Origin of the sequence: Fervidobacterium changbaicum (assembly GCF_004117075.1) — a bacterium.
GTDB lineage: Bacteria > Thermotogota > Thermotogae > Thermotogales > Fervidobacteriaceae > Fervidobacterium > Fervidobacterium islandicum.
Genome location: NZ_CP026721.1, coordinates 2,212,840 through 2,235,706, shown reverse-complemented (window position 1 = coordinate 2,235,706; position 22,867 = coordinate 2,212,840). Strand labels below are relative to the sequence as shown.

At 38.9% G+C, this 22,867-nt stretch carries 20 protein-coding genes and 1 tRNA gene; 14 read left to right on the top strand and 7 right to left on the bottom strand.

Annotated elements, in window-relative coordinates; translation table 11 throughout:
- Window positions 1-3 precede the first annotated feature (3 nt).
- Window positions 4-582, top strand: coding sequence for a cysteine hydrolase family protein (locus CBS1_RS10180; protein ID WP_090222541.1), 579 nt, complete (start codon window positions 4-6; stop codon window positions 580-582).
- Between the two features lie 22 nt (window positions 583-604).
- On the opposite strand, the gene CBS1_RS10175 is transcribed toward CBS1_RS10180, so the two are convergent.
- Window positions 605-1,327, bottom strand: coding sequence for an Mpv17/PMP22 family protein (locus CBS1_RS10175; protein WP_090222540.1), 723 nt, complete (start codon window positions 1,325-1,327; stop codon window positions 605-607).
- 21 nt (window positions 1,328-1,348) lie between these two features.
- Window positions 1,349-2,158, bottom strand: coding sequence for a peptidoglycan editing factor PgeF (pgeF, locus tag CBS1_RS10170; protein ID WP_033191151.1), 810 nt, complete (start codon window positions 2,156-2,158; stop codon window positions 1,349-1,351).
- A 357-nt stretch (window positions 2,159-2,515) separates the two neighbouring features.
- Here pgeF and atoD point away from each other — a divergent pair, with 357 nt between their 5' ends.
- From atoD to kamE, 11 genes are read left to right on the top strand one after another with little or no spacing between them, the layout of a single operon-like run.
- Window positions 2,516-3,172 carry an acetate CoA-transferase subunit alpha gene (atoD, locus tag CBS1_RS10165; RefSeq protein ID WP_090222538.1) on the top strand — a complete coding sequence of 219 codons (657 nt, stop codon included), beginning with the start codon at window positions 2,516-2,518 and terminating at the stop codon, window positions 3,170-3,172.
- Window position 3,173: 1 nt separating this feature from the next.
- Window positions 3,174-3,824 carry a 3-oxoacid CoA-transferase subunit B gene (locus CBS1_RS10160; RefSeq protein WP_164969231.1) on the top strand — a complete coding sequence of 217 codons (651 nt, stop codon included), beginning with the start codon at window positions 3,174-3,176 and terminating at the stop codon, window positions 3,822-3,824.
- Between the two features lie 40 nt (window positions 3,825-3,864).
- Entirely contained in the window at window positions 3,865-4,284 is a 420-nt protein-coding gene (gene kal / locus CBS1_RS10155) for a 3-aminobutyryl-CoA ammonia lyase (protein ID WP_176759485.1), read from the top strand.
- A gap of 38 nt (window positions 4,285-4,322) precedes the next feature.
- Window positions 4,323-5,138 (top strand): 3-keto-5-aminohexanoate cleavage enzyme, encoded by an 816-nt coding sequence (kce, locus tag CBS1_RS10150; protein WP_090222537.1) that lies wholly within the window; start codon window positions 4,323-4,325, stop codon window positions 5,136-5,138.
- Between the two features lie 26 nt (window positions 5,139-5,164).
- The gene (kdd, locus tag CBS1_RS10145; protein ID WP_090222535.1) at window positions 5,165-6,202 is read left to right on the top strand and encodes an L-erythro-3,5-diaminohexanoate dehydrogenase; all 1,038 of its coding nucleotides are present in this window, start codon (window positions 5,165-5,167) and stop codon (window positions 6,200-6,202) included.
- A gap of 21 nt (window positions 6,203-6,223) precedes the next feature.
- Window positions 6,224-7,507, top strand: coding sequence for a lysine 2,3-aminomutase (gene kamA / locus CBS1_RS10140; protein WP_090222533.1), 1,284 nt, complete (start codon window positions 6,224-6,226; stop codon window positions 7,505-7,507).
- Window positions 7,497-7,898 (top strand): MaoC family dehydratase, encoded by a 402-nt coding sequence (locus CBS1_RS10135; RefSeq protein WP_033191144.1) that lies wholly within the window; start codon window positions 7,497-7,499, stop codon window positions 7,896-7,898. Before kamA ends, CBS1_RS10135 begins: the two co-directional genes overlap by 11 nt.
- A 7-nt stretch (window positions 7,899-7,905) precedes the next feature.
- Complete coding sequence (kamB, locus tag CBS1_RS10130; protein WP_090222532.1) at window positions 7,906-8,976, top strand: lysine 5,6-aminomutase reactivase subunit KamB; 1,071 nt, start codon at window positions 7,906-7,908, stop codon at window positions 8,974-8,976.
- A 17-nt stretch (window positions 8,977-8,993) separates the two neighbouring features.
- A complete protein-coding gene (kamC, locus tag CBS1_RS10125) occupies window positions 8,994-10,424 on the top strand; it encodes a lysine 5,6-aminomutase reactivase ATPase KamC (protein WP_090222530.1) in 1,431 nt (476 codons plus the stop codon).
- 46 nt (window positions 10,425-10,470) lie between these two features.
- Window positions 10,471-12,039: a lysine 5,6-aminomutase subunit alpha gene (kamD, locus tag CBS1_RS10120; protein ID WP_090222529.1), complete on the top strand. Its 1,569-nt coding sequence runs from the start codon at window positions 10,471-10,473 to the stop codon at window positions 12,037-12,039.
- A gap of 25 nt (window positions 12,040-12,064) precedes the next feature.
- Window positions 12,065-12,859 (top strand): lysine 5,6-aminomutase subunit beta, encoded by a 795-nt coding sequence (gene kamE, locus CBS1_RS10115; RefSeq protein WP_090222527.1) that lies wholly within the window; start codon window positions 12,065-12,067, stop codon window positions 12,857-12,859.
- Between the two features lie 56 nt (window positions 12,860-12,915).
- Here the strand turns inward: kamE and CBS1_RS10110 are convergent.
- Window positions 12,916-12,991: transfer RNA gene (locus CBS1_RS10110), tRNA-Ala, on the bottom strand.
- A 195-nt stretch (window positions 12,992-13,186) separates the two neighbouring features.
- On the opposite strand from CBS1_RS10110, the gene CBS1_RS10105 reads away from it, so the two are divergent.
- Window positions 13,187-15,178 (top strand): hypothetical protein, encoded by a 1,992-nt coding sequence (locus CBS1_RS10105; RefSeq protein ID WP_090222526.1) that lies wholly within the window; start codon window positions 13,187-13,189, stop codon window positions 15,176-15,178.
- 64 nt (window positions 15,179-15,242) lie between these two features.
- Here the strand turns inward: CBS1_RS10105 and CBS1_RS10100 are convergent, their stop codons facing one another.
- The 3 genes from CBS1_RS10100 to CBS1_RS10090 all read right to left on the bottom strand — a co-directional run bounded on the left by CBS1_RS10100 (window position 15,243) and on the right by CBS1_RS10090 (window position 19,278).
- Window positions 15,243-16,031, bottom strand: a complete 789-nt coding sequence (locus CBS1_RS10100) for a TspO/MBR family protein (RefSeq protein ID WP_090222525.1) — start codon at window positions 16,029-16,031, stop codon at window positions 15,243-15,245.
- A 77-nt stretch (window positions 16,032-16,108) separates the two neighbouring features.
- Window positions 16,109-16,630, bottom strand: a complete 522-nt coding sequence (locus tag CBS1_RS10095) for a hypothetical protein (protein ID WP_164969270.1) — start codon at window positions 16,628-16,630, stop codon at window positions 16,109-16,111.
- Between the two features lie 116 nt (window positions 16,631-16,746).
- Window positions 16,747-19,278 carry an HD domain-containing phosphohydrolase gene (locus CBS1_RS10090; protein ID WP_164969269.1) on the bottom strand — a complete coding sequence of 844 codons (2,532 nt, stop codon included), beginning with the start codon at window positions 19,276-19,278 and terminating at the stop codon, window positions 16,747-16,749.
- Window positions 19,279-20,012: 734 nt separating this feature from the next.
- Between CBS1_RS10090 and CBS1_RS10085 the strand changes: the two genes are divergently transcribed.
- Complete coding sequence (locus tag CBS1_RS10085; RefSeq protein WP_052107070.1) at window positions 20,013-20,723, top strand: DUF3298 and DUF4163 domain-containing protein; 711 nt, start codon at window positions 20,013-20,015, stop codon at window positions 20,721-20,723.
- 1,486 nt (window positions 20,724-22,209) lie between these two features.
- On the opposite strand, the gene CBS1_RS10910 is transcribed toward CBS1_RS10085, so the two are convergent.
- The gene (locus CBS1_RS10910; protein ID WP_082204731.1) at window positions 22,210-22,506 is read right to left on the bottom strand and encodes an RsiV family protein; all 297 of its coding nucleotides are present in this window, start codon (window positions 22,504-22,506) and stop codon (window positions 22,210-22,212) included.
- Window positions 22,507-22,867: the final 361 nt, after the last annotated feature.

Sequence of the window (22,867 nt, the reverse complement as noted above, 5' to 3'; positions counted from 1 at the left end):
TTTGTGTTCTACCTTGAGAAAACAAAGCATCCTCTTACCATATCTAGTCCCGCTGTTTTAATCGTTGATGTTCAGAATTACTTTTTTGATAAAAATTCCCCCGCTTACCTTAGAGGCTCTGAAAGTGTACTTGAAAGAATAAAAAACTTCATCGAAAGTATTCGAGCAATAAACAAATCCCTACCTATAATAGCCACTATTCACAAAAACGGGAGCAACAACATGAAAAAATGGTGGGGTAACATCGTCGAAGAGCAGTGGACGAAGTTATGTATTGACGAAAGGCTAATAGACTTTAAGATAGAAAAGGAAACGTACGATGCGTTTTATCAAACAAATCTCGATGAACTTCTAAAAACACATGGTATTAATCAACTCATTATCACTGGTGTTATGACCCACCTTTGCTGCGAAACCACAGCACGTTCTGGTTTTGTGCGAGGATATGAAATTGTCATGGTGGAAGACTGCCTGTGGGATAAAGACGAGTGGTACCATTACGCTTCACTAAAAAATTTGGCCCATGGTTTTTCAACAATTTCCACGAGCCAAGAAGTTGTTGAAAAGCTTAAAGCATTCTAATCGTTCTAAAACTATAAACAATTCATCCATGTCGAACACTGGTAGAACGCTTCCTAAAAGAGAGTAATATACCAAGAAAAACGGACAACAACGCAGCAACCAGAACTCTATAACTAGCAGGCAGCAAAAATGTTATCGTATGAGCAGGAATCCAGAAAAGTGGAATTGTTTTACCGAGTACGAATTTCACGAAAAAATTCCAATCCACTGCTCGTAAGACCTCATCGAAACTTGTTGAAAACATCTTTCTCAATCTCCCACCAGATAAGTCAATATATCCGTCGGTAATTCTGTGAAATGACATGAACGTTGGGGCAAAGATCAAGTTCATAAGAAGGCTTGTATAGAACGCCTGAAAGAATGCTCTTGCGCTCTCTACATAGGGCAGTAAATTCTTATCTAACAAGACTTTTGTTCCCGAAGCGAAGAGCTCAAAAACAGCCACAAATACGATCCCTAAAAATCCCCAGACTAGGAATCTGTAAAGTACTCCAGCTGGAAGAATATATTTCCCCTTAGTTATTCTTAACGACAGAACCTCACCAAATGTGGCCAGAATCCCCACCTTTAGGAAACCCAACAAATATGGATGTGCGGAATTGAGGCTAACGTACGCATTTCTTGTTCTTTCGTTTAACAAAATAACGGCCAGTAGTATGAAGATAAGAATAGACACAACATCTCCCATTTGAAATACCGAAATCCCTTTTGATACTTCCTTACTGTTCTGAACATTTTTCTCCATCTTGTAATCCTCCTTGAAAAATCAGCTATTCAATCCAATTACAACGGCGAACCTTTTCTTTGTCTTTTCTTTGCGGTAAGAATAGAAAAATTCGGTGTGAATATATGTGTCTATGTTTGAGAACTCTATTCTAAATACCCCAACCGAGTTCAGCGTAAGCTGGACAGCTCTCCATAAGTTTACGTATATCTTTCCTTCTACTTCCTTGACAACTTCCTTACCAAACTTCATCAAGAACTCCGCTGCAACCTCTGGACCAACTTCGAAGCTATCAGGTCCAATCGACGGACCGACGGAAACAAATATCTCAGCCGGTTCACTTCCAAATTCTTCGTTCATTTTCAAAATGAGCTCTTTTGCAATTTCCAAAAGTGTTCCCCTCCAACCTGAGTGGGCAACACCTACGACTTTCCTTGTTGGGTCGTACGCAATTATAGGCATGCAATCAGCGTAGGTAGTAACAAGGTAAAGTCCCTTTTCGCTTGTTATAAGTCCATCTACTTCCCGAAGCTTTCTGTTCCAGTAAGGTTCTCCGATATCCTCACTTGTAACCACCTTGACATTCCTGCTGTGAACCTGGTGTGAAAAAACGGACCTTTCTGGAGTGATCCTTACCTTATTTGCAAAGAATTCAAAATATTTCGGAAAATCTTCACAACTGAGAGCCAAATTAAGCTCAGTGAGGTCGGTAGGTTCAGCTTCTGGTGAAATTTTACGTGTGGTTACATAATGTGTAATTTCCGGAAACTGCTCGAGCAATGGTGATTTTGCAACCCAAACGCCGTTGATTTCTTTAAGGATGTAATTTCCTATGTGTTTTGTATTGTTCATGTATTCCACCCTTTCCAATTTCACAGATTCTAAATACCAGCGAAATCGATCCACATCGTCGAGGCCAACTTATTATTAATTATAGCATGTTTTCAAATACTATCTAACCATACTTTACGTATTGTTACAAACAGAATAGGCTACCTAGTTCAAAACAAAACCGCTTCTTTCTAACAGCATTAAGATTTCTCCTTTCTAACTTTTCCTTCAGAAATCTCTTTTTTGCTTAAGTATGCACTGAAAATTGTGAGTTCTCGATGTTAGAAAGCGCATGTTAACAATGATATACTGAATATTGGAAGAACGTGAATAATTTGAATTCTTCAATCTTACATTACTGTAAAGGGGGGAACGGACTTGAAAGTAATATCCTTTGACGATGCTGTTGAATTTATCAAGCCAGGAAGCACCATAATGGTTGGTGGTTTCCTCGGTGTAGGTACGCCAGAAGGAATAGTTGACAAAATTGTTGAAAGAGGCATCGGAAATCTGACCATTATTGCAAACGACACTGCATTCGAGGATCGCGGTGTTGGTAAGCTTGTTAAAAACAAGCTCTGCAGAAAAGTCATAGTTTCCCACATAGGTACAAACCCAGAAACGCAAAGACAGATGATTGCTGGTGAATTAGAAGTTGAGCTCGTTCCACAAGGCACTCTTGCTGAACGCATTAGAGCGGGTGGTGCTGGCCTTGGCGGAATTCTTACTCCCACTGGTGTTGGTACTATCGTTGAGAATGGGAAGCAAATTATTGAAATCGATGGAAAGAAATACTTGCTCGAGTTACCTTTGAAAGCAGATATTGCACTGATAAAGGCGAAAAGATGTGACTATTATGGAAACCTTGTTTACAACTTCACGGCAGAAAACTTCAATCCTTTAATGGCAATGGCAGCTGAACTTGTTATTGTTGAGGTTGAAGAGATTGTTCCGGTTGGTACGTTGGCACCAAATGAAATACGAACACCCGGAGTACTTGTAGATTATGTCGTGGTCTCTCAGGGGGTGAAGTGATATGCCAATTGACCCAAAAGAAAAGATAGCAAAAAGAGTTGCTCAAGAATTAAAAGAAGGAGATTTGGTCAACCTTGGGATTGGACTTCCTACACTTGTAGCTAACTACATTCCCAAGGGCGTTCACGTCTTTTTCCAAAGCGAGAACGGAATAATCGGAATGGGACCAGAACCGGAAAAAGGTTTTGAAAACAAAGATTTGACGAACGCAGGTGCAGGGTTTGTCACCGCTCTACCCGGCGCAATGACGTTTGATAGTGCTTTTTCTTTTGCGATGATTCGTGGAGGGCATTTGGATGTAACTGTTCTTGGCGGGCTCCAGGTCGATGAAAAAGGGCACCTTGCGAACTGGATGATACCCGGAAAGATGATACCAGGCATGGGAGGAGCTATGGATCTTGTTACCGGTGCCAAGCGAGTTATTGTTGCAATGACCCACACAGCAAAAGGTGAGCCAAAGATACTTAAGGAATGCACACTACCTCTGACATCCATTAGGCGTGTGGATCTTATCGTAACCGAACTGGCTGTAATCAGACCAACTGATGAAGGACTTGTACTTGAAGAAATCGCCGAAGAAACAACTGTTGAAGAAGTTTTCAAATTAACCGAGGCAAGGTTGATAGTTTCAGAGAATCTTAAAAAGTTTTAGTCTCGAGGTTTTTGCTAACTGATGCTTGGAGGATGAGAACATGGAAAATGCAAAAAACATGCAGTTACCAAAAGCAATGATTAGGATACGCATGAGCCAAGGTGACGCACATTACGGAGGTAATTTAGTTGATGGCGCCAGGATATTGCAACTTTTCGGAGATGTTGCCACCGAACTTTTAATTAGATACGATGGCGATGAAGGACTTTTCAGAGCATATGACAGTATAGAATTCCTCGCCCCAGTTTTTGCAGGTGATTATATCGAAGCACATGGGGAAATAGTTGAAGTTGGACGCACTTCAAGGAAAATGAAATTCGAAGCTTACAAGGTTATTCGCTCAAGACCGGATATAAACGACAGTGCAGCTGAGGTCTTAGAAGAGCCAATCCTTGTTTGTAAAGCAAGCGGTACATGTGTTGTTCCAAAAGACAAACAAAGGTACAAACACGAGGAATGATATTACGTAAATACACGCAACATGTGAGGTGAACACCTATGGAAAAGCTAATTATCACTGTTGCAGTTACAGGTGCAGAAGTTACAAAAGAACAACAGCCTAATCTTCCAGTAACTCCTGACGAAATCGCTGAGGAGGTCTACAGGTGTTGGCAGGCGGGTGCTTCTATTGCACACATCCATGCGAGATTGCCGGATGGAACTCCTACTCAATCAAAAGAAGTGTACGCCGAGATCAAACGTAAAATTCAAGAAAAGTGCGACATAATAATACAGTTCTCAACAGGTGGGGCTGTATGGCATACACCAGAAGAAAGAATTCAGTGCTTGGATGCCATGCCGGAAATGGCGACGCTTTCTGCCGGTTCATGTAATTTCGGCAACGACGTCTTCATGAACTCCCCGTCGTTTATGGAACTGCTTGCCAGAACCATGAAAGAAAAGGGTATCAAACCGGAAATAGAAATATTCGAGCCGGGAATGATTGAAAATGCTCTGAGACTTGTTAAGAAAGGATTATTAGACTTACCACTTCACTTCGATTTTGTTTTGGGTGTTCCCGGTGCGATGACTGGAACTATAGAAGATTTGGTCTTTCTTGTCAACAAGCTGCCCGAAGGCTGTACATGGTCAGTTGCAGGAGTTGGTAGATACGAACTACCGCTGGCTGTGCACGCGATAGTTATGGGCGGACACGTAAGGGTAGGATTCGAGGACAACATCTACTACCGAAAGGGTGAGCTTGCAAAGAGTAATGCGCAGCTTGTTGAACGAATCGTACGCATTGCAAAAGAAGTGGGCAGAGAGATTGCAACACCTGATGAAGCAAGAAGAATATTGGGGATTAAGAAATAAAACGTTGAATTAGTGGAGGTATAGGTATGAAAAACGTTAAAGGGTGTCCATTTGGAACGCACAGGGTTATTGAACCCAAAGGAACACTACCACAAGCTGCAACGAAAATTGACAATACAATGGAGATTTATACCAACGAGATGCTGATTGATGTTAAAACGCTTAATGTAGACTCCGCAAGTTTCACGCAAATTAAAGAGTCTTGTCACGGGAATGTTGAGTGTATAAAAGACACAATATTGAAAATCGTTGCTGAACGTGGAAAGTTGCAAAATCCTGTCACAGGTTCTGGCGGCATGTTGATAGGCATAGTCGAAGAGATCGGTCCAGATTTTCCAACAGACTTAAAAGTGGGCGACAAGATAGCAACGCTTGTTTCTTTATCGCTTACGCCTTTGAGAATAGACAAGATTCTCAATGTGAACATCGACACAGACCAAGTAGATATAGAGGGTAAAGCTATCTTGTTTGAAAGTGGTATTTATGCTAAGCTACCCGACGATATACCTGAAAAGCTTGCTTTGGCTGTACTTGATGTAGCTGGAGCACCCGCACAAACACGCAAACTCGTCAAACCAGGTATGACTGTTTGTATTATTGGCGGCGGTGGAAAATCAGGAATACTGTGTGCATACGAAGCGATGAAAGCGGTCGGAAAAGATGGAAAAGTAATCGTTGTAGAATATTCCCCAGAAAATGCAAAAAGAATAGAACAGTTGGGACTTGCCCACCACGTTATTATCGCAGATGCTACAAAGCCTGTTGAAGTATACCAGAAAGTTATGGAAATCACCGGTGGTCAGTACTGCGATGTGGTCATCAACAACGTTAACGTACCCGCTACGGAAATGTCTTCGATACTTATCACAAAAGATGAGGGAATCGTCTATTTCTTCAGCATGGCAACATCATTTACAAGAGCGGCTCTTGGCGCTGAAGGTGTGGGAAAAGATGTCACGATGATAATTGGCAACGGCTACACAAAAGGTCATGCGGAAGTCGCACTCAACATTCTCCGAGAGTCAAAAGAAATAAGGGAACTATTTGAAAAGTTGTACTGCTAAACTAAAGGAGGTATTTCGAGAATGGCGAGACACTTTAAGGAAATTCCACTTTGGAAAAACGTTACAGAAGAAGAATGGAACGACTGGAAATGGCAATTGAGAAACAGAATTATGGATGTTGATACGCTAAAGCAGGTTATAAATCTTACACCTGAGGAAGAAGAAGGCGTAAGGAATGCTCTTAAAACACTTAGAATGGCGATTACTCCTTACTATGCCAGCCTCATGGATCCTGATAATCCAAAATGCCCCATCAGACGTCAGGCGGTTCCAACTGCTAAAGAACTTTTCGTATCTCCATGGGATATGACAGACCCACTCCATGAGGATGAAGATTCACCTGTACCAGGTCTTACACACAGATATCCTGATAGAGTCTTAATGTTGATCACAGATATGTGTTCAATGTACTGCCGACACTGTACGCGCAGAAGATTTGCAGGCCAACATGACAGAGCAAGGACAAAACAAGAGATTGATGCGATGATTGAGTACATAAGGGAAACACCTCAGGTAAGGGATGTTCTGCTATCTGGTGGAGATGCCCTACTTGTTGGTGTTGACATGCTCGAGTATATTCTAAAAGAACTTAGAAAAATCAAGCATGTAGAAGTTATAAGAATAGGAACAAGAGCACCTGTTGTCTTGCCACAAATTGTTACACCAGAACTTACAAACATGCTTAAGAAATACCATCCAATATGGTTGAACACCCACTTCAATCATCCAAAAGAAGTAACACCAGAATCCTCAAGAGCATGTGAAATGCTTGCAGATGCAGGTATACCATTGGGTAATCAAACGGTGTTGCTTAGGGGCATTAATGATAGTCCTTACATAATGATGGAACTTGTACATCAACTTGTGAAGATCAGGGTAAGACCATACTATATCTACCAATGTGATCTTTCTATGGGATTAACTCATTTCAGAACTTCAATTAAGAAAGGTCTCGAGATAATGGAAGCCCTTATTGGGCACACATCTGGTTTCTGCGTACCATCGTTTGTTGTTGACGCACCAGCAGGTGGCGGAAAGATAAGGGTTATGCCCAATTATGTGATATCAATGTCAGACCACACTGTAATACTCAGAAACTACGAAGGTGTTATTGTTGCTTACCACGAACCAGAAGATACCACATCTGATGTTGACGATTCCGAATACAGAGCAAAATACAAATTCTCAGGTGTTGCAAGCTTGTTCACTGACAAGAAGATAAGCATTGAACCCGCACACCTTGAAAGACATGAGAGGATTATGGAATGGAAGGAGAAAAAAGGAGGAAAAGGTGATGAACATTGATGACATTTACGTTGGTCAAGTTTACGAGGTAAAGAGGATTGTGACGGACGAAATGGTCAAGCTCTTTGCAGAAGCCACTGGGGATAAGAACCCTGTTCATCTCGATGAAGAATACGCAAAGAATACTATATTTGGTGGAAGAATAGCACACGGGATCTTATCGCTTGGTATTGTTTCCTCGGTTCTTGGCATGGAATTCCCAGGCTCAGGGACAATTTATCTGATGCAAAATGCAAAATTCAAAAGACCTGTGTATATAGGCGAGGAAGTTACCGTAAGGTTAGTGGTAAAGGAGATAGATAAGGAAAAACGAAGAGTGCTCTTGGAAACATATGTTGTAAAGCAAAACGGGGAGAACGCCATAGAAGGTGAGGCACTGGTAAAGATTTGAGAGCAGTATGGAAAAGACATCGGGAGAATTGAGAAGTTTGGAAAAAGACTTCGATAGGCTTGTTTCTGAAATTCTCGAGAAAAATGTTATTGCAATCATTGGACTTGAGAAAAACACTGGTAAAACAGAGACCTTGAACTTTATCGTGAAAAACGTAAAATCTCAAAAAACGCTCGCACTTACATCAATCGGTACGGATGGCGAGGAGAAAGATCTGGTCTTTGGTACATTTAAGCCATCCGTACATGTTGATTATAGTTTCATATACACAACAACTGAACTGTTTTTCAAGAAGAAAACGGTGCTTTCGGAAATCCTTCACGTTTCTCAGCAGCAAACACCAACTGGCAGGATTGTCATTGCAAGGGCACTTGAACCTGGAAAAGTTGTACTTTCTGGTCCTCCTACGGCTGCTTGGATGGAAGAAACCGTAGGAATGCTAAAGAAATTGTCAGAACTGGTCATCATCGACGGAGCACTGTCTCGCTTCAGTCAGGCAACACCGTTTATCGCGGATGGAATAGTACTTGCAACAGGTGCAGCTTATTCACTTGATAAGAGGGAGATAATAAAGCATACGAGGTACATCTATTCACTCTGCCAGCTGAGTGAAGCAAATGAGAATGATAAAGATGCTTTAAGCAAAGCATCTACTGTCCACGTTTTTCAAAATGGAAGCTGGAAAGATTTGGGTGTTGAATCGGCACTTCACTTGAGTAAACAGTACGATACGACACAAATAGAGGGCCTGCGCGAAGGAAATGCTATAAACGAAAAGATACAAAAGATATACATTCCAGGTGCACTGACTGACAGTATTTTGAGATTTATAAACAGCAAGGGCATCGAAGAAATAATAGTTAGGGACTTCACCAAGGTCTTTGTCTCGTACGAAAACTACGTAAAGTACAAACCAAAAATAAGTGTACTGAAGAGCGCAACGATAATAGGAATAACGGTCAACCCGTTCTCACCGACCGGTTATGTACTGAACTCACTTGAAATCATCCAAGAGCTAAAGAAACACGTTGACGTTCCCGTGATTGATGTTAGGCTTGAAACAGAATCGATTAACTAAAGTGGGTGGACAATCCAATGACACTAACAACAACTCTTCCAAAGAGGGAAGAATTTGAAAGGCTGACGGGATTTGAATACATCAAAAACAAAATCGAGCCCAAAACTCCTATGGGGAAAAGATATTTTAAATACCTTCAACCTTTAAATTATGAACATATATTAGAACATCTTAACGATACTGAGTTTTTCCTCCATCTCTTGACCAACTATCCTAAAGTTGTAGAAGAGCTTGAACACGATTTAGAATGCATTGTCGATGTTTCGAAAACGATTGAAAGAATATCAAATGGTGAAACTCTCGATGAGATAGAGCTCTTTGAATTGAAAAATTTCGTCCTTGTTGCGCAAGAAATCAAAAACAAGAACGAGAATTTAATCTCTGGTCATGAACGTTTTACACTCCCAGATTTAACAGAAATAATAGACCTCCTTGACCCCGAAAAGCTAAGATTACCAACATTCTACATTTACGATGCTTACGATGATAGGCTTCGCGACATCAGAAAAAAGAAGCGAGAATTACTCCAAAATGTAGACGCAGAGAATACCGAAAGCTACATAATCGAGCTTACTCAGCAAGAAAAGGCCATAGAAGACGAAGTGCTCGAGAAAATATCGGAAAAGCTCCATGATCGTGCTCAAATTTTGCATGAGTCAATCACCAGAATTAAATACATTGATATCATATTAGCAAAAGCTAAATTGTCAAAGGAAATTGGTCTGACAAAGCCCAATTTGCATCCCAAAGAATATCCAGTAGACGAGATACGCATAATGGGAATGTTCAATCCCCAGCTTAAAGATGAGCTTGAAAGGCGTGGCAAAAAATATCAGCCTGTGGATATAACAATCAAACGTGGCGTAACTGTAATTGTCGGTGCCAACATGTCAGGTAAGAGTGTTATTTTAAGAACTGTTGCACTTATTCAGTACATGGCCTCGCTTGGCTTCTTCGTACCATCACAGCATGCTGAACTCCCATTCGTAGAAGTTATAGCACTGATAACTGAAGATTTTCAGCGACCGTTGAGTGGTCTTTCTTCATTTGCATCGGAGATAACGCTGATAAACGAAGCTTACAAACACGCTTTAAATAACAACGCACTCGTGTTAATAGACGAACCTGCAAGAACCACAAACCCGTACGAAGGAACAGCCATCGTCAATGCGCTTGTCAAATGCTTTGAAAAAACAGAAAAGTTCGTGCTAATCGTTACGCACTTCGACGACGTAGAATGTCCGATGCGTTTCAGAGTTAAAGGATTGAGGGAGAATGCTCTAAAAAGTGTTCAGTCTTTCAACGATATTCAGGACCTGATGGATTACGAACTTGTCCCCGATGACGGTAGTTCTGTTCCGAAAGAAGCGATAAAGGTTATGGAATTACTTGGCGTGAATGAAGAAATAATCTTGCAAGCTAAGAAGATTTTGGAAAGTAGGAAATAATTAATGATGCCAACAAAATGAAAAGACAGCGAGGAGGGAAGAATAGATGGAGCATTTCGAAAGTAAACTCGGAATAGACCCAAAAAAGGTTGAGAAGGCTCGACAATTGGCAAGAGACATAGCACTCGATGTTACAAATTTCGTTCAAAAGTACTCAACTGTGAGTGTTGAAAGAACGATTTGCAGGTTCTTTGGTATAGACGGAATCAACGATGAAGGTGTGCCTTTACCAAATGTTGTTGTTGATCATTTGAAAGAAAAAGGTGCTCTTGAAAATGGTGCCGCACTGTACATCGGCAATGCTGTACTCGAAACAGGTATGACTCCTCAGGAAATTGCAGAAGCCGTTGCAAGTGATAAACTTGATCTTACCAAATTGCCAATGCACAGTGTGGATGACATTAAGGGTGTTGTTGATGAATTAGCTGACAAAGCTATTGGAATAATAGATGAAAAAAAGGCGGAAAGACAAAGAATGCTTGAGGAACTTGGCGATCCACCACAACCGTACATATACGTCATAGTTGCAACTGGAAACATATATGAAGACGTTGTGCAAGCGCAAGCTGCGGTAAGGCAAGGAGCAGACATTATTGCAGTTATAAGGTCAACTGCCCAGAGTCTGCTCGACTACGTTCCTTACGGAGCAACTACCGAAGGTTTTGGAGGAACGTATGCAACACAAGAAAACTTCAGAATCATGAGAAAAGCCTTAGATGAAGTTGCTAAGGAAGTGAGAAGGTACGTAAGACAAACGAACTACAGTTCTGGCTTGTGCATGCCAGAAATTGCGGCCTTGGGTGCACTTGAAAGACTGGATGTCATGTTAAACGATGCACTGTACGGAATTTTGTTTAGAGATATAAACATGATAAGAACTATGGTGGACCAGTACTTCTCAAGGATCATCTTAGGTTACGCAGGAATTATCATTAACACGGGTGAAGACAACTATTTGACAACAGCCGACGCTTACGAGCAAGGCTATACCGTTATATCTTCGCAACTAATAAACGAACAACTCGCACTTTTAGCAGGCATACCGGAAGAACAGATGGGGCTCGGTCACGCATTTGAAATGGATCCTTCATTGGAAAATGGATTTTTGTACGAATTAGCTCAGGCACAATTGTCAAGAGAGCTCTTCCCGAAAGCACCTCTCAAATACATGCCACCAACAAGATTCATGACGGGCAACATATTCCGTGGTCTTGTTCAGGATGCTATGTTCAATGTTGTCGGTATATGGACAAAACAAGGTATCCAGCTACTTGGTATGATGACCGAGGCGATACACACTCCGTTCCTCTCTGACAGGTACGTAGCTATTGACACGGCAAAGTATATATTCAATAATATGAGAAACATCGGTGACGAAGTCATTTTCAAACCTGGTGGTATAATCCAAAGAAGAGCTCAGCAGGTGCTCGATCAAGCAATTGAACTGCTTGAAAAGATGAGGGAAGATGGCTTGTTTAAATCTCTCGAAAAGGGAGTTTTCGCAAACACAAAACGTCCAATAAACGGAGGAAAAGGACTTGACGGTGTTTTCGAAAAGGGCAAATACTACTACAACCCGTTCATAGAAAAGATGCTCAAAGCCAAGAAAGATTAAAAACAGTTTTGTGAGGTGAAAATGCATGGGTGGAGGTCTCTATTCACTTGAAAAGAAGGACTTTGATAAAACACTGAATTTAAAGGCCATAAAACCTTACGGAGATACGATGAACGACGGCAAAGTGCAGGTAAGTTTCACACTCCCGGTTCCTGATGGAGACGAAGCTGTGGAAGCAGCGAAGCAACTCATGAAAAAAATGGGATTGGATAACCCCATGGTGGTCTACCACCACGAACTCACACCCGGTTTCACGTTCTTCATAGGTTACGGTGATTGTGTACACACTGTAGATTACACAGCCATCAAAGTTCCCAAAGTCCAAGTGCACAAGATGAGTATGGAAGAGATAGATGATTTCATAGAAAAAAACATTGGCAGAAAACTTGTCGTTGTTGGTGCAACAACGGGTACAGATGCGCACACGGTTGGACTTGATGCAATATTGAACATGAAAGGATTCGCAGGTCACTACGGTCTTGAAAGGTACAGAATGTTTGAGGTATACAACATGGGCAGCCAAGTCCCAAATGAAGAATTCGTAGCCAAAGCTATTGAAGTAAAAGCTGATGCTTTGCTTGTTTCACAAACAGTAACACAAAAAAATGTACACATAAAAAATTTAACACATCTGATAGAACTACTTGAAGCAGAAGGAATTAGAGACAAAGTCATAGCCATAGTAGGTGGTCCGAGGATTACCCACGAGCTTGCAAAAGAGCTTGGATTCGATGCTGGGTTTGGTCCTGGTACATTTGCAGAAGACGTCGCGGCATTCATTGCTCAAGAATGGGTCAGAAGATTCGGTAGTAAAAAATAAAAATATGCAAAAGAAAAAGGAAAAAGCCCTGGGTTAACCAGGGCTTTTGATCTAATTGGTGGAGCCGATGGGATTTGAACCCACGGCCTCTACCGTGCGAAGGTAGCGCTCTCCCAGCTGAGCTACGGCCCCACATATTACCGTTTGTTCACAACAGCACACGTTTTTGATACCTTCGAAATTTTAACATATAACTTCCGTTTTTTCAAGAGGGTGTCGAACACAAAACCAAAGAAATATTCAGAAAGCGTTAGTTAAAGATTTTTGAAAACGGTGTATAATTATATCAGAGTCAATGATTGATATACGCTCAAGGAGGTATGGTACATGAAAAGGTACAATCTGAAGAAAGGCAAGCGATACACTTTCTTCTCAGTAATTGTAATCGGTATAGTTACTGTTATGTTGCTCTCAGTGGTTTACTACGATTCACTGAAACAGATTGTAGACAAGCCGTTCAATGATTTCAAGGTGCTAACAATCAAAGAAGCCTTTGAAAATGCATTTAAAAATGTGTCTATTCAGCCGTCAGGCTTTGGGATAGTAAATATAACGGGTATGGATGAGATGAACAATGTTTATACAGCGAAAGTGACAAAAGAAGGGTTATTGAGTATCAGTATTAATAACGAAAACGTTCCTAATCCAGAAGAATTGTATAGAGAAATATACGCAAAGGCGTTTTACAACCTAATTCTTACCAAACCCATAGCCGATTACGAATCATCAGATCCGAAGAACGTGTTGAACTATATACGCAATGTTAGTTACGACTATTTCCAAGAAAACGATCGAGAATACATTAGTTTGATAGGAAAGGACGAAAATGGAAATACCGTACAGATTATTTATAACATCGCTAAGGTTGATGGTAAGCTTCGAATAGTCCCTGACAAGGTATTTGTAAATAATAAGCTATTGAACAGTACTGAAAAAAGGATTTTTCTTGCAAAGGTTTATAAAAAGTCTGTTGACAGAGATCTTATCGAAGTTGTAAAAAACAGCTTCCTAAAAGAGTATCCATACGAATCGATCGAGCAAGTTCTTTCCAAAGTAAACAATGCAAGATGGACGATAAAAGATGAGAACAGAAAAATGGTTGAATTCAACGGAATGGACAACATAGACAACAAGGAAGTAGTCATAACGATTGGGTTTAGGATAAATGAAGACGGAGAAACCGTTGTGGAATATGCTCAGCTAAATGGACAGGATGTGGAAGCTGGTGATATACCATATTTAATATCATACCTGTACAGTCGGTACTCATCTATTGACAAGAATAGGGATATTGAAAGATATAAGCAGATCATCTTTTCTACCAAAGTTCCAAATTCAACAAAGACTTTTGGAGAGTTCTTCACACAGTATGTTAAGAACGACAAATGGGATATTCAATATGCAACCAACAATGTTAAACTTTTGGTTACTGCGGAAACAGCTTCAAATGATAAAGTTTACATGGAATTCCTTTTCACAAAAGGTGGGATTTACCTCTCAAAAGCTATGCTCAACAACGTAGAGCAAAAGTTTGACGAGCTAACCAGCAAGATATTCACTGCTGGAACAATTCAGCAGACAGGTCCCGTAGCTCAGACAACAAGCCCCGAAGGGGTTGAGAAAATAGAAAAGATTAAATCAGGAAAGATAGTTAAATACTCGAGTTTTGCAAACAACGAGGAGGCATTTAAGAGCTATCTTAGGAATTTGTCTTGGTCATACGATGCACAAAAAGACAGGGTTGTATTGACAGGTGTTGGAAAATATGGAACAAAAAACTGGAATTTCAAATTTGTTTTCGACCTTTACTTTGGTAGGGAACCCGTTCTTGAAGATATGTTTATGGACGGTATTAACGTAATTGACGAAGTCTCAGATTACATAATCTCAAAAATCTTCAAAGTTGATACTTTAGGCAGCAACGTTGTAGAACTTGTCAAAAACACTGTATTCACTTTCAGAACGTACGAGGAAATACTCGGACCTATTGGTTGGGAAATTGATAGAGCTAACGATAGGGTTGTCTATACAAGCGATAACCTGAAAATGAATTTTGCAGTTGAACCAGCCGGACAAGTCAAAGTTGTTCAGGTTCTCTACAAGGGCCAGGACTGGACAACAAGATCTTATGAGATCTTAAAAACACTTGAAAACGGTGGTAACCTTGCTTCTTTAGAGCAATCACCGCAAAAAACACAAGAAGCAAAAAAGGAACCTGTGAAACCGGCAACTGAACAGCCAGTAGAACAGCCTTCAAAACCTCAGCTTGAACAAAATCAAGAAGAAATCCCAGAGACACAACAGTATGGCCAGTTTTAACGCACGCAATCTTTATATCTTTGAAACGAATGACGGCAGGTGTACCTGCCGTCACTTTTTTTCATTACTCGTTTCTTATTGGCATTGAGCAGAATTTATTCCTGTAGAGTTGGAATACAGCAATTGCGATCAGTAAAATTCCACCAATTATTGCTATCTTAGGCAGTAGTGTGTATTGATTGTTGAATCCCTCCGGTGAAGTGAGATTTTTGTAAATTCCAAAATACGCCCATGCAATGGGTAGAGGGAAGATTGCGTTCTTTATCCTTGTCAAAACCAGCCATGTGAGTACAACGGCAACAAGAAGTATCACAACACCCCATATTTCTGGATTGATTCCAAAGCCGTTCCAATTAATACTTACGAGCCAAAGTGTGATATTTGCAACCGTTGCTATAAACAACCAGCCAGAATACAAACCAAAGGTCACTGGAAACAGAAATCTTCTTTGAGTTTGAAGTTTCCCAATTCTTTGAACTATCAAGATATCTACTATGAGCAATCCAAAGATAGCTAAAGTTGAAAGCCCAATTAAATCAAAAGAGAATAGTACTATCCAAATAATATTGAAAATACACGACAACCAGAAGAGTGGAGCTATTTCGTCGATAATATTTCCGTAATACTCATCATTTGCTCGGACTATCATAACAATAACTGAAGAAATCAGCAGAATATAAATCAAGCTCCATATACTGAACGTAGAAGGTGCAGGTGTTATCAACGTGGGATATGAATCGGAAATATCCTTTTGAGAACGACCGTTAATAAAACCAAAAGCACCCAAGGCGTTAACAACAAGTGTTAAAACAAGAAGAAGACCGCTGATCAAAGCTTTTGTTCTTCTACTCATACTCCCTACCTCCTCTTGAAATCTTGATGATGTAGATGGGGCATAAATAGAGTACCTTGCCCTCACAAAATTTGATTTTACTTGTTAATACTCGTATCCTCATGAGTGTTTGATGTAAGCTTTCTGAGGAGATAGAAACCTGATAGGCCAACCTCAACAATTGCAAAGCTGTAGAGAATTATCATCGCCGTCACCAACACAGCAACCCACCCACCAAATTCTCTTTCACCTGAGGCAAGGCCTGTTATCTCAGCTATTGCCTGACCTCCAAATAAAAGTGCAATTGCTGAAAACAAACCAAAGCCGATTTGTTTGACGTAGTTTTTCGTTCTTATCGCAACCAAGAGAAGAAGTATAGCACCTGGTAGAAAGACCAAAAACAATTCAGCAGGCATTAAAAAGTCAAACAGGAATCTGCCTCTTTCTATAAGGGCTATTATAGAAAAGAAAACAGGAGATATCACTGGAATCCACACAAGAAACAAACCTATTACTACAAGAACCTTATTCGATCGACCAGTCATGCAATTCACCAACTTTTTTGAATGTGTTCGAAACCTTTCTTTCTGGACATCGTCAATAGAGGTTCTTTCTGCCATCTTGCTCACACACTGCTCCGAGAGCATTTCTTTATCCATGTTCTATATGAACCCAGTCCATTTCATATTTACGTAAATACAAGACATGCAATCAAACACAATATCAAATTCTATGTTCAGTGTTTTTTGGATTTGTTCATACACTCGATGAACACTTCAACTATAGTAGGGTCAAACTGAGTTCCTGCATTCCTTTTTAGCTCCTCTATTGCTTCTTCGTGTGTCTTAGGAGTGTTGTATGGTCTTTGACTTGTCATAGCATCATAAGCATCTACAATGGCTAATATTCTGCATTCTATAGGTATTTCGGTACCTTTCAACCCCATTGGATAACCATTTCCATCCCATCTTTCGTGATGATGCAAGATTAGATCGGCAATTTTTGATAGCTCCGGTGAGTTAATTGCTATCTTGTATCCTTTTTCAGAATGGCTCTTCATGATTTCCCATTCCTCCTTTGTTAACTTTCCCTTCTTGTTTAAGATATCATCAGGTATGCCAATTTTTCCTATATCATGTACCTGTGCTAAGAGAATCAACTTTTCTCTTTCATCTTCACTTAGATTCATTTTTGCAGCTATCATTTTACACATGGACATAACTCTTTCGGTGTGACCTGACGTTACGTAATCTCTTTCTGACAGCGCAGACATTAGTATGTTTATAACCTGATTCTTATTGCTCATTTCTTCCAACAGTTTATTTCTGTTCATCATGTCATCTGCTTCCTTTAATTTCAATCTATAGTCGTCATTCTCAGTTTCCAAAAGACTATATCCGTAAGAAACGCTTAACGTTAAAATCTTATCCTCATCTTTTAAACTCTCATTATAAACCTCAAATGCACTTTGAATATTCCTTATGACATTCTCAACAGTCGGCTTGTCAGCGTTTTTCAGTAAGATCAGAAATTCATCACCACCAATTCTGAACAACAGATTTTCCTTTCCAACAGAGGTTTTCAAGATCTCGGCGAAAGTTTTAAGCAGTCTGTCGCCACCATCCCTTCCGAGAGAGTCATTTACAAGTTTCAAACCATTAATATCAAAAATCAGCATTGCCATTGGCAACATTTTGTTATCGATATTTTTGCTTGTATAATCAACAAAGTAATTCAGATTATAAAATCCAGTCAGAGAGTCTTTGATTGCAATTTCTGAAAGCTTTTGCTCATATTGTTTGTTTTCTGTTATATCAGTGCATATAATAAATCCACCTATAATAGTTCCACCTATATAAATTGGAGTGCTTTTAACAATGACACTGATTGGATTTCCATCCTTTGTATGCCGAATTGACTCTTTATTAATAACTACCCCCATTAACGTTTCACCAATTTCCTTTGCAAAATCGTATCTGTCCTTTTCAAAAACAACCTCATCGAGTGGCTTATTTTTCACATTCATTTTCGTATATCCAAACAATTCTTCAAACTTCTTATTTATGTTGACTATGTTTCCCTCAAGATCAAACTCAACAATTGCGTCTTGCGAATTATCAAACAGAGTCTGATATTTTTCTCTCTGCTTTTGTTCATTAATCTTTTCACGTTTCAGCTCGTCTGTTCGCTCTTCAACCTTCTTTTCAAGTTCTTTATTGTATCTAATAATCGCTGATTGCAGTTCCTTTAATTGACTTATTTCCCTTAACAAAAGCAAATATCCGTAGCTATCTCCAAACTTATCCTTGGTCTCTTCAACATTTAAAAGGATAGGTACCCTTCTACCAGTTTTGGTTATAATGTTCATTTCGCTGCTCTCTCGACAGGAAAGATCTATTTCTGTGTCAAAGATACTATCTAAAGTCAAGGTACAAATCTCATCTTTTTCGTATCCTGTTAACTCTAACATACCTTTATTCACGTCTCTGATCCTTAGATATGGATCTAGTATTATCATCCCTTCCTTCATCATCTCAAGCACTTCAGTAATAAGTTCCTCTACTTTGAGATTCATCAACTTGTACTTTTTCATTGAATACCAAATGCCAATTATAGGTATGTTGAACAATATGACAGAAATTGGTGGTAGAGCTATCTTCTGCATCATTGGTATAACTATATCACTTACACTTCCTATGGCAAAGGGTGCAAGAATAGTTTCAATTAAAATCTTGGCCTGCTTTTTCTCTTTCAGGTATTTTGAATCTTTAGACCATTTAACTAACATGTAGAGCCCTGTTGCAGTGTAGGAAATATAGTAAATGTGGAAAAAATAATCCAGAATTAAGTTGTTATATTTTGGATATATGTAAACGTAACCCAATGAAGTTTTTACATGATCTGCTACCGTGACAGGCTTATAGAAAAAGTAAAGATATATAGAAATGAATGCAGGAATGTAAAAAAGGAATAGTTGGAGCATATTTCTTAAATACTTATCCTTTTTAACCAAAACCAAAATAAAGTGCAAAAGTATGGCATACATCAAGCTGTAGAATATAGTTCCAACTCTATGAAACGCTGTTGCTACAGCAACATCCTGAGAAATATTCATCAGTGAGTACGTAAACGCCCATGCACTGATATCAAGAGTTAACACGAAGAAGATCTTGTTTAGTCTATCTTTTGGATTGCTTAGCAAACTGTTTGCACCTAATGATAAACTTGTTATACTGGATAAGACAAACAACGCAGAAAGAAAAACCACTAATACCACCTTCTATTGATGTATAATTTTCTTCATTCTCATAAATGGTCTGGGGTTCTTGGTTTCTTGTATAACAATTTTCAAGATGCGAGGATTACTCTTGAACATTATTGTAACACAGAGAGAGGATATTAGTGCTATTTATCACAATCCCAAGAATGGAACATGATTTTCGGCAACCGTTCTGTAAGTCTAACGCTTATTAAATGAAAGAGAAACTTACTAATTCGTTGCTTTAACAAAGCTTATCGTGGGAAACATCCGCGTATCTATTTCTGAAAACAGGAGCTACTACCGAATCTAAACAAGGATTATACCTATAACTATTAAGAATTCACTGAGCTTTTTCACCATATACTTCAGCTCTGTGCTCTAAGTATAACACTTATTCTCGTACTAGGGTAAGACTGTTCCTAATAGAGAATTGCATATTATATCCGATAACAGAAGAGTACAGGATTTTTTAGCATTAGGCCGACCCTTAAGACAGCTTTTGAGACAAACATGGACCTGCTTTGGTTATTTTTTAGCAAGTCAATTTATCAAGACAATCATGGTCTATTTGCGTTTTCACTCATTGGTATAAGTGAATTAAATACTACCTTATGTACAAATCCACTCGTAGTATCTTGTTATAAAGGGGCTTCTAAGTTCCATTGTGAAAGCACTTGGTATATAATTGAGGTATAAGTATATAACTTTGGCAAAATCAACCTTCGAAAGGATGACACTGCATGGAAAAAAACACCAACTCAAGGTATTTCTTATTGGGAATTCTATTTGTCGTAGCAATAGTTGCATATGTCCTCAGTATGCAGAAAGGAGTTGTGGAAATAGTCGAGACAAAATCCGAAGATGACTTCGTGAAAATCACTATTCAAATTCCGAAGCTAAAAAACACACGAGATATCGATTTAGAAAATCAATTTAATAACATGATTCAAGACAAACTAAAAGCAATCGTCGAAGATGTCAAATCGATGGCACAGGAAGCCGCAAATGACGACATGCTTCATGGAAAATATGAGGTTCACATCTCTACACAAGTTAAGTACCAGTCAAGAGATTTCGTAAGTCTTGTTATGTATTACTATACGTTTACAGGTGGAGCTCACGGCAACACAATCATCGAGACATACAATTTGGATCTTAGCACTAACAAAATCATCACGTTAAAGGACATTTTCAACTCCAATTGCGACTATGAAACAATAATAAAAGAGGAAATTCTAAAACAGATTGAAGAGAGAATGACTGATTTCTTTGAAGAATCTATTGAATACGTGAAGAATGAGAACATATCAGAACGTACGTTTACAATAAGCAAAGATGGCTTAGAAATCTATTATCAGGACTACGAGATAGCCCCACACAGCAGTGGTTTGCCGGTGTTCAAGATTGATATAACTAAAATCAGAAATTGTCTAAAGTATAATCTGAAGTGAATGAAAAAAGTAAGATTACACAAAACTTAGATACATCCAAACCGGCACTTAAGTGCCAATTTGCTTTATATAAATCCGAGAGAAAAGTGATCGTGCAACAAATCTACTGCTCAATGTGTCTGTGCTGCACATGTCTAACGTAAGATGTCAAAAGGAAGAATCTTTACCCGCTACACATTGGTAAAACAGGCACTCGAATAGTTGCCCTAATATCATTGCCAACCGAAACAAAAAGAGCAGAAAGTACGATGTGCTTTGACCAGGCACTCTAAATCTAAAGACGCAAAATTGGGCTCAAGATAGAACGAAATGCAAGTTGAAGTCATAACAATTCCTACGTAAGTCATCTAAATTATATTAGCTATTCCTACTTATCTTCTAGTTTCTGTTTTTATTCGCTCTAGCTAATTAAATTGATAAAACTATTCAATTGTTGTTTTACTAATTCTTATTATTTACGGCATTGTCTTAGATAACAAGATGTTGCATAGGTATGTCTAAGTGTACATTATGGTCCTTACTTCCACAGTATTCACTATTGCACATAATTGCACCGACTTTCCGAAGATTTTGTCAGTTCACGAACTTTGATACCAAAAACAGTTTGGAACCCAATACGTGACCATGTTTGGATATTTCACGCAGAACAAAGCGAGCGCCCCTTCAATTACATCCTTTTATTTTGACCTATAACATTCTCGGAATTACACAAATGTACAAAACTACTTTCCAAACTTTTGGAATGCGTTATAACCGATTTTAGAAGCAAGCCTTCAAAAGAGGTTTATTTATCAATATTTTTTACCAATCTAACCTTTCATTCCCCCACCGAGACCTTGTCTTTAGAAATTGCAATATAAGGTTTCTTATATTGCAGTTTTTGTTCCCAATGTCAATCTTCATATAAACAATTAATTTGAGATTATTTCAAGCCGATTTAAAACACCATCCTTTTTATTTGACCTATAAAGCATTTCATGACAGCCGATAATTCTTAATATATCTTCTCGTTTTTGAATGTGTTATAGGGCATTTTACAAGGGTGGCGTTCAAAAACTTTTATTTATACTATTTGTTGCGCGGTATGTTATGTGATTAGCATACAAACAATTGAGAAGTGCGGTGCGAAGGATAGTATTTAATACGATAATAGACGACTGTAAGACCGTACTCTGTTTTCTTATTTTTCTGTAAGATAAATACTGACGAAATGTGAATTTAAGAGCCTAAGAATAAGGGAAGACCATATAACTTAGGTATAGCTATGTTATATCTATGGTAGAAATTACACAGTTCTGACTAAGAAAATAATATATAAGAAAAGTACATTTGTCAGGCATAATAAAGTAGTCAAGATATATACAGTGTGGTTAAGCGCCGTTACTTGCTATTGGCATACTAAATTGTGTCATGGTAATCATGATAGATATACTAAGTAACAATATGAGCACTAATGAAATTTATATCTCAAACAGGTTTCAAGTTTTCAAAATGGAATTTCGAAGATTGGCATACCAGTTAAGTAAGGGGCAATCTCGTAATCTTGGTAGCATATTTGCAAGGCACCTTTTGTTATCGTAAATGGTCTTTGTGACAGGGAGGCTTTTTCAACATACGCAACGGTATCTTCGAAGTGAACATCTTTCTGCAAATTGATTTTGAGTTCACAAAAAACACTGCTAATAATCAATACGACAATAAATGCTACCAAAAGTGTGATTAAAAAACCAAAGTTTTTCCCTCTGTTTCCTCCCACATTAGATGAAGGAGTATGTCTTCGCATACATTATTAATTATACAGCGCACGATAAAGGCCATGGATTCGAATTCCATCGGCTCCACCAGATTTAACAACATATTGATGCGATGGATATGAGCCTTGAGAAATCAAGCCTATGCGTTTTAAAGGATGAACAAAGATAAGGTGAAAAATGAAGTGGTTCGACAGCAAAGCAAAAGCGTTGAAAGGTCTAAAAAGTTGATTGAATGTAAAGAAAAAAGAAAGTATTTGAAATGTTTTTGCGGTAACGATATGATATAATTGTAATAGAATACTAAAGTTGTAACATATCAACAGATAGAATAAATCTATAAGAAATGGCAACTACCTATGCAAGAATATTAGGTTAATTGGTTAAGCGGAA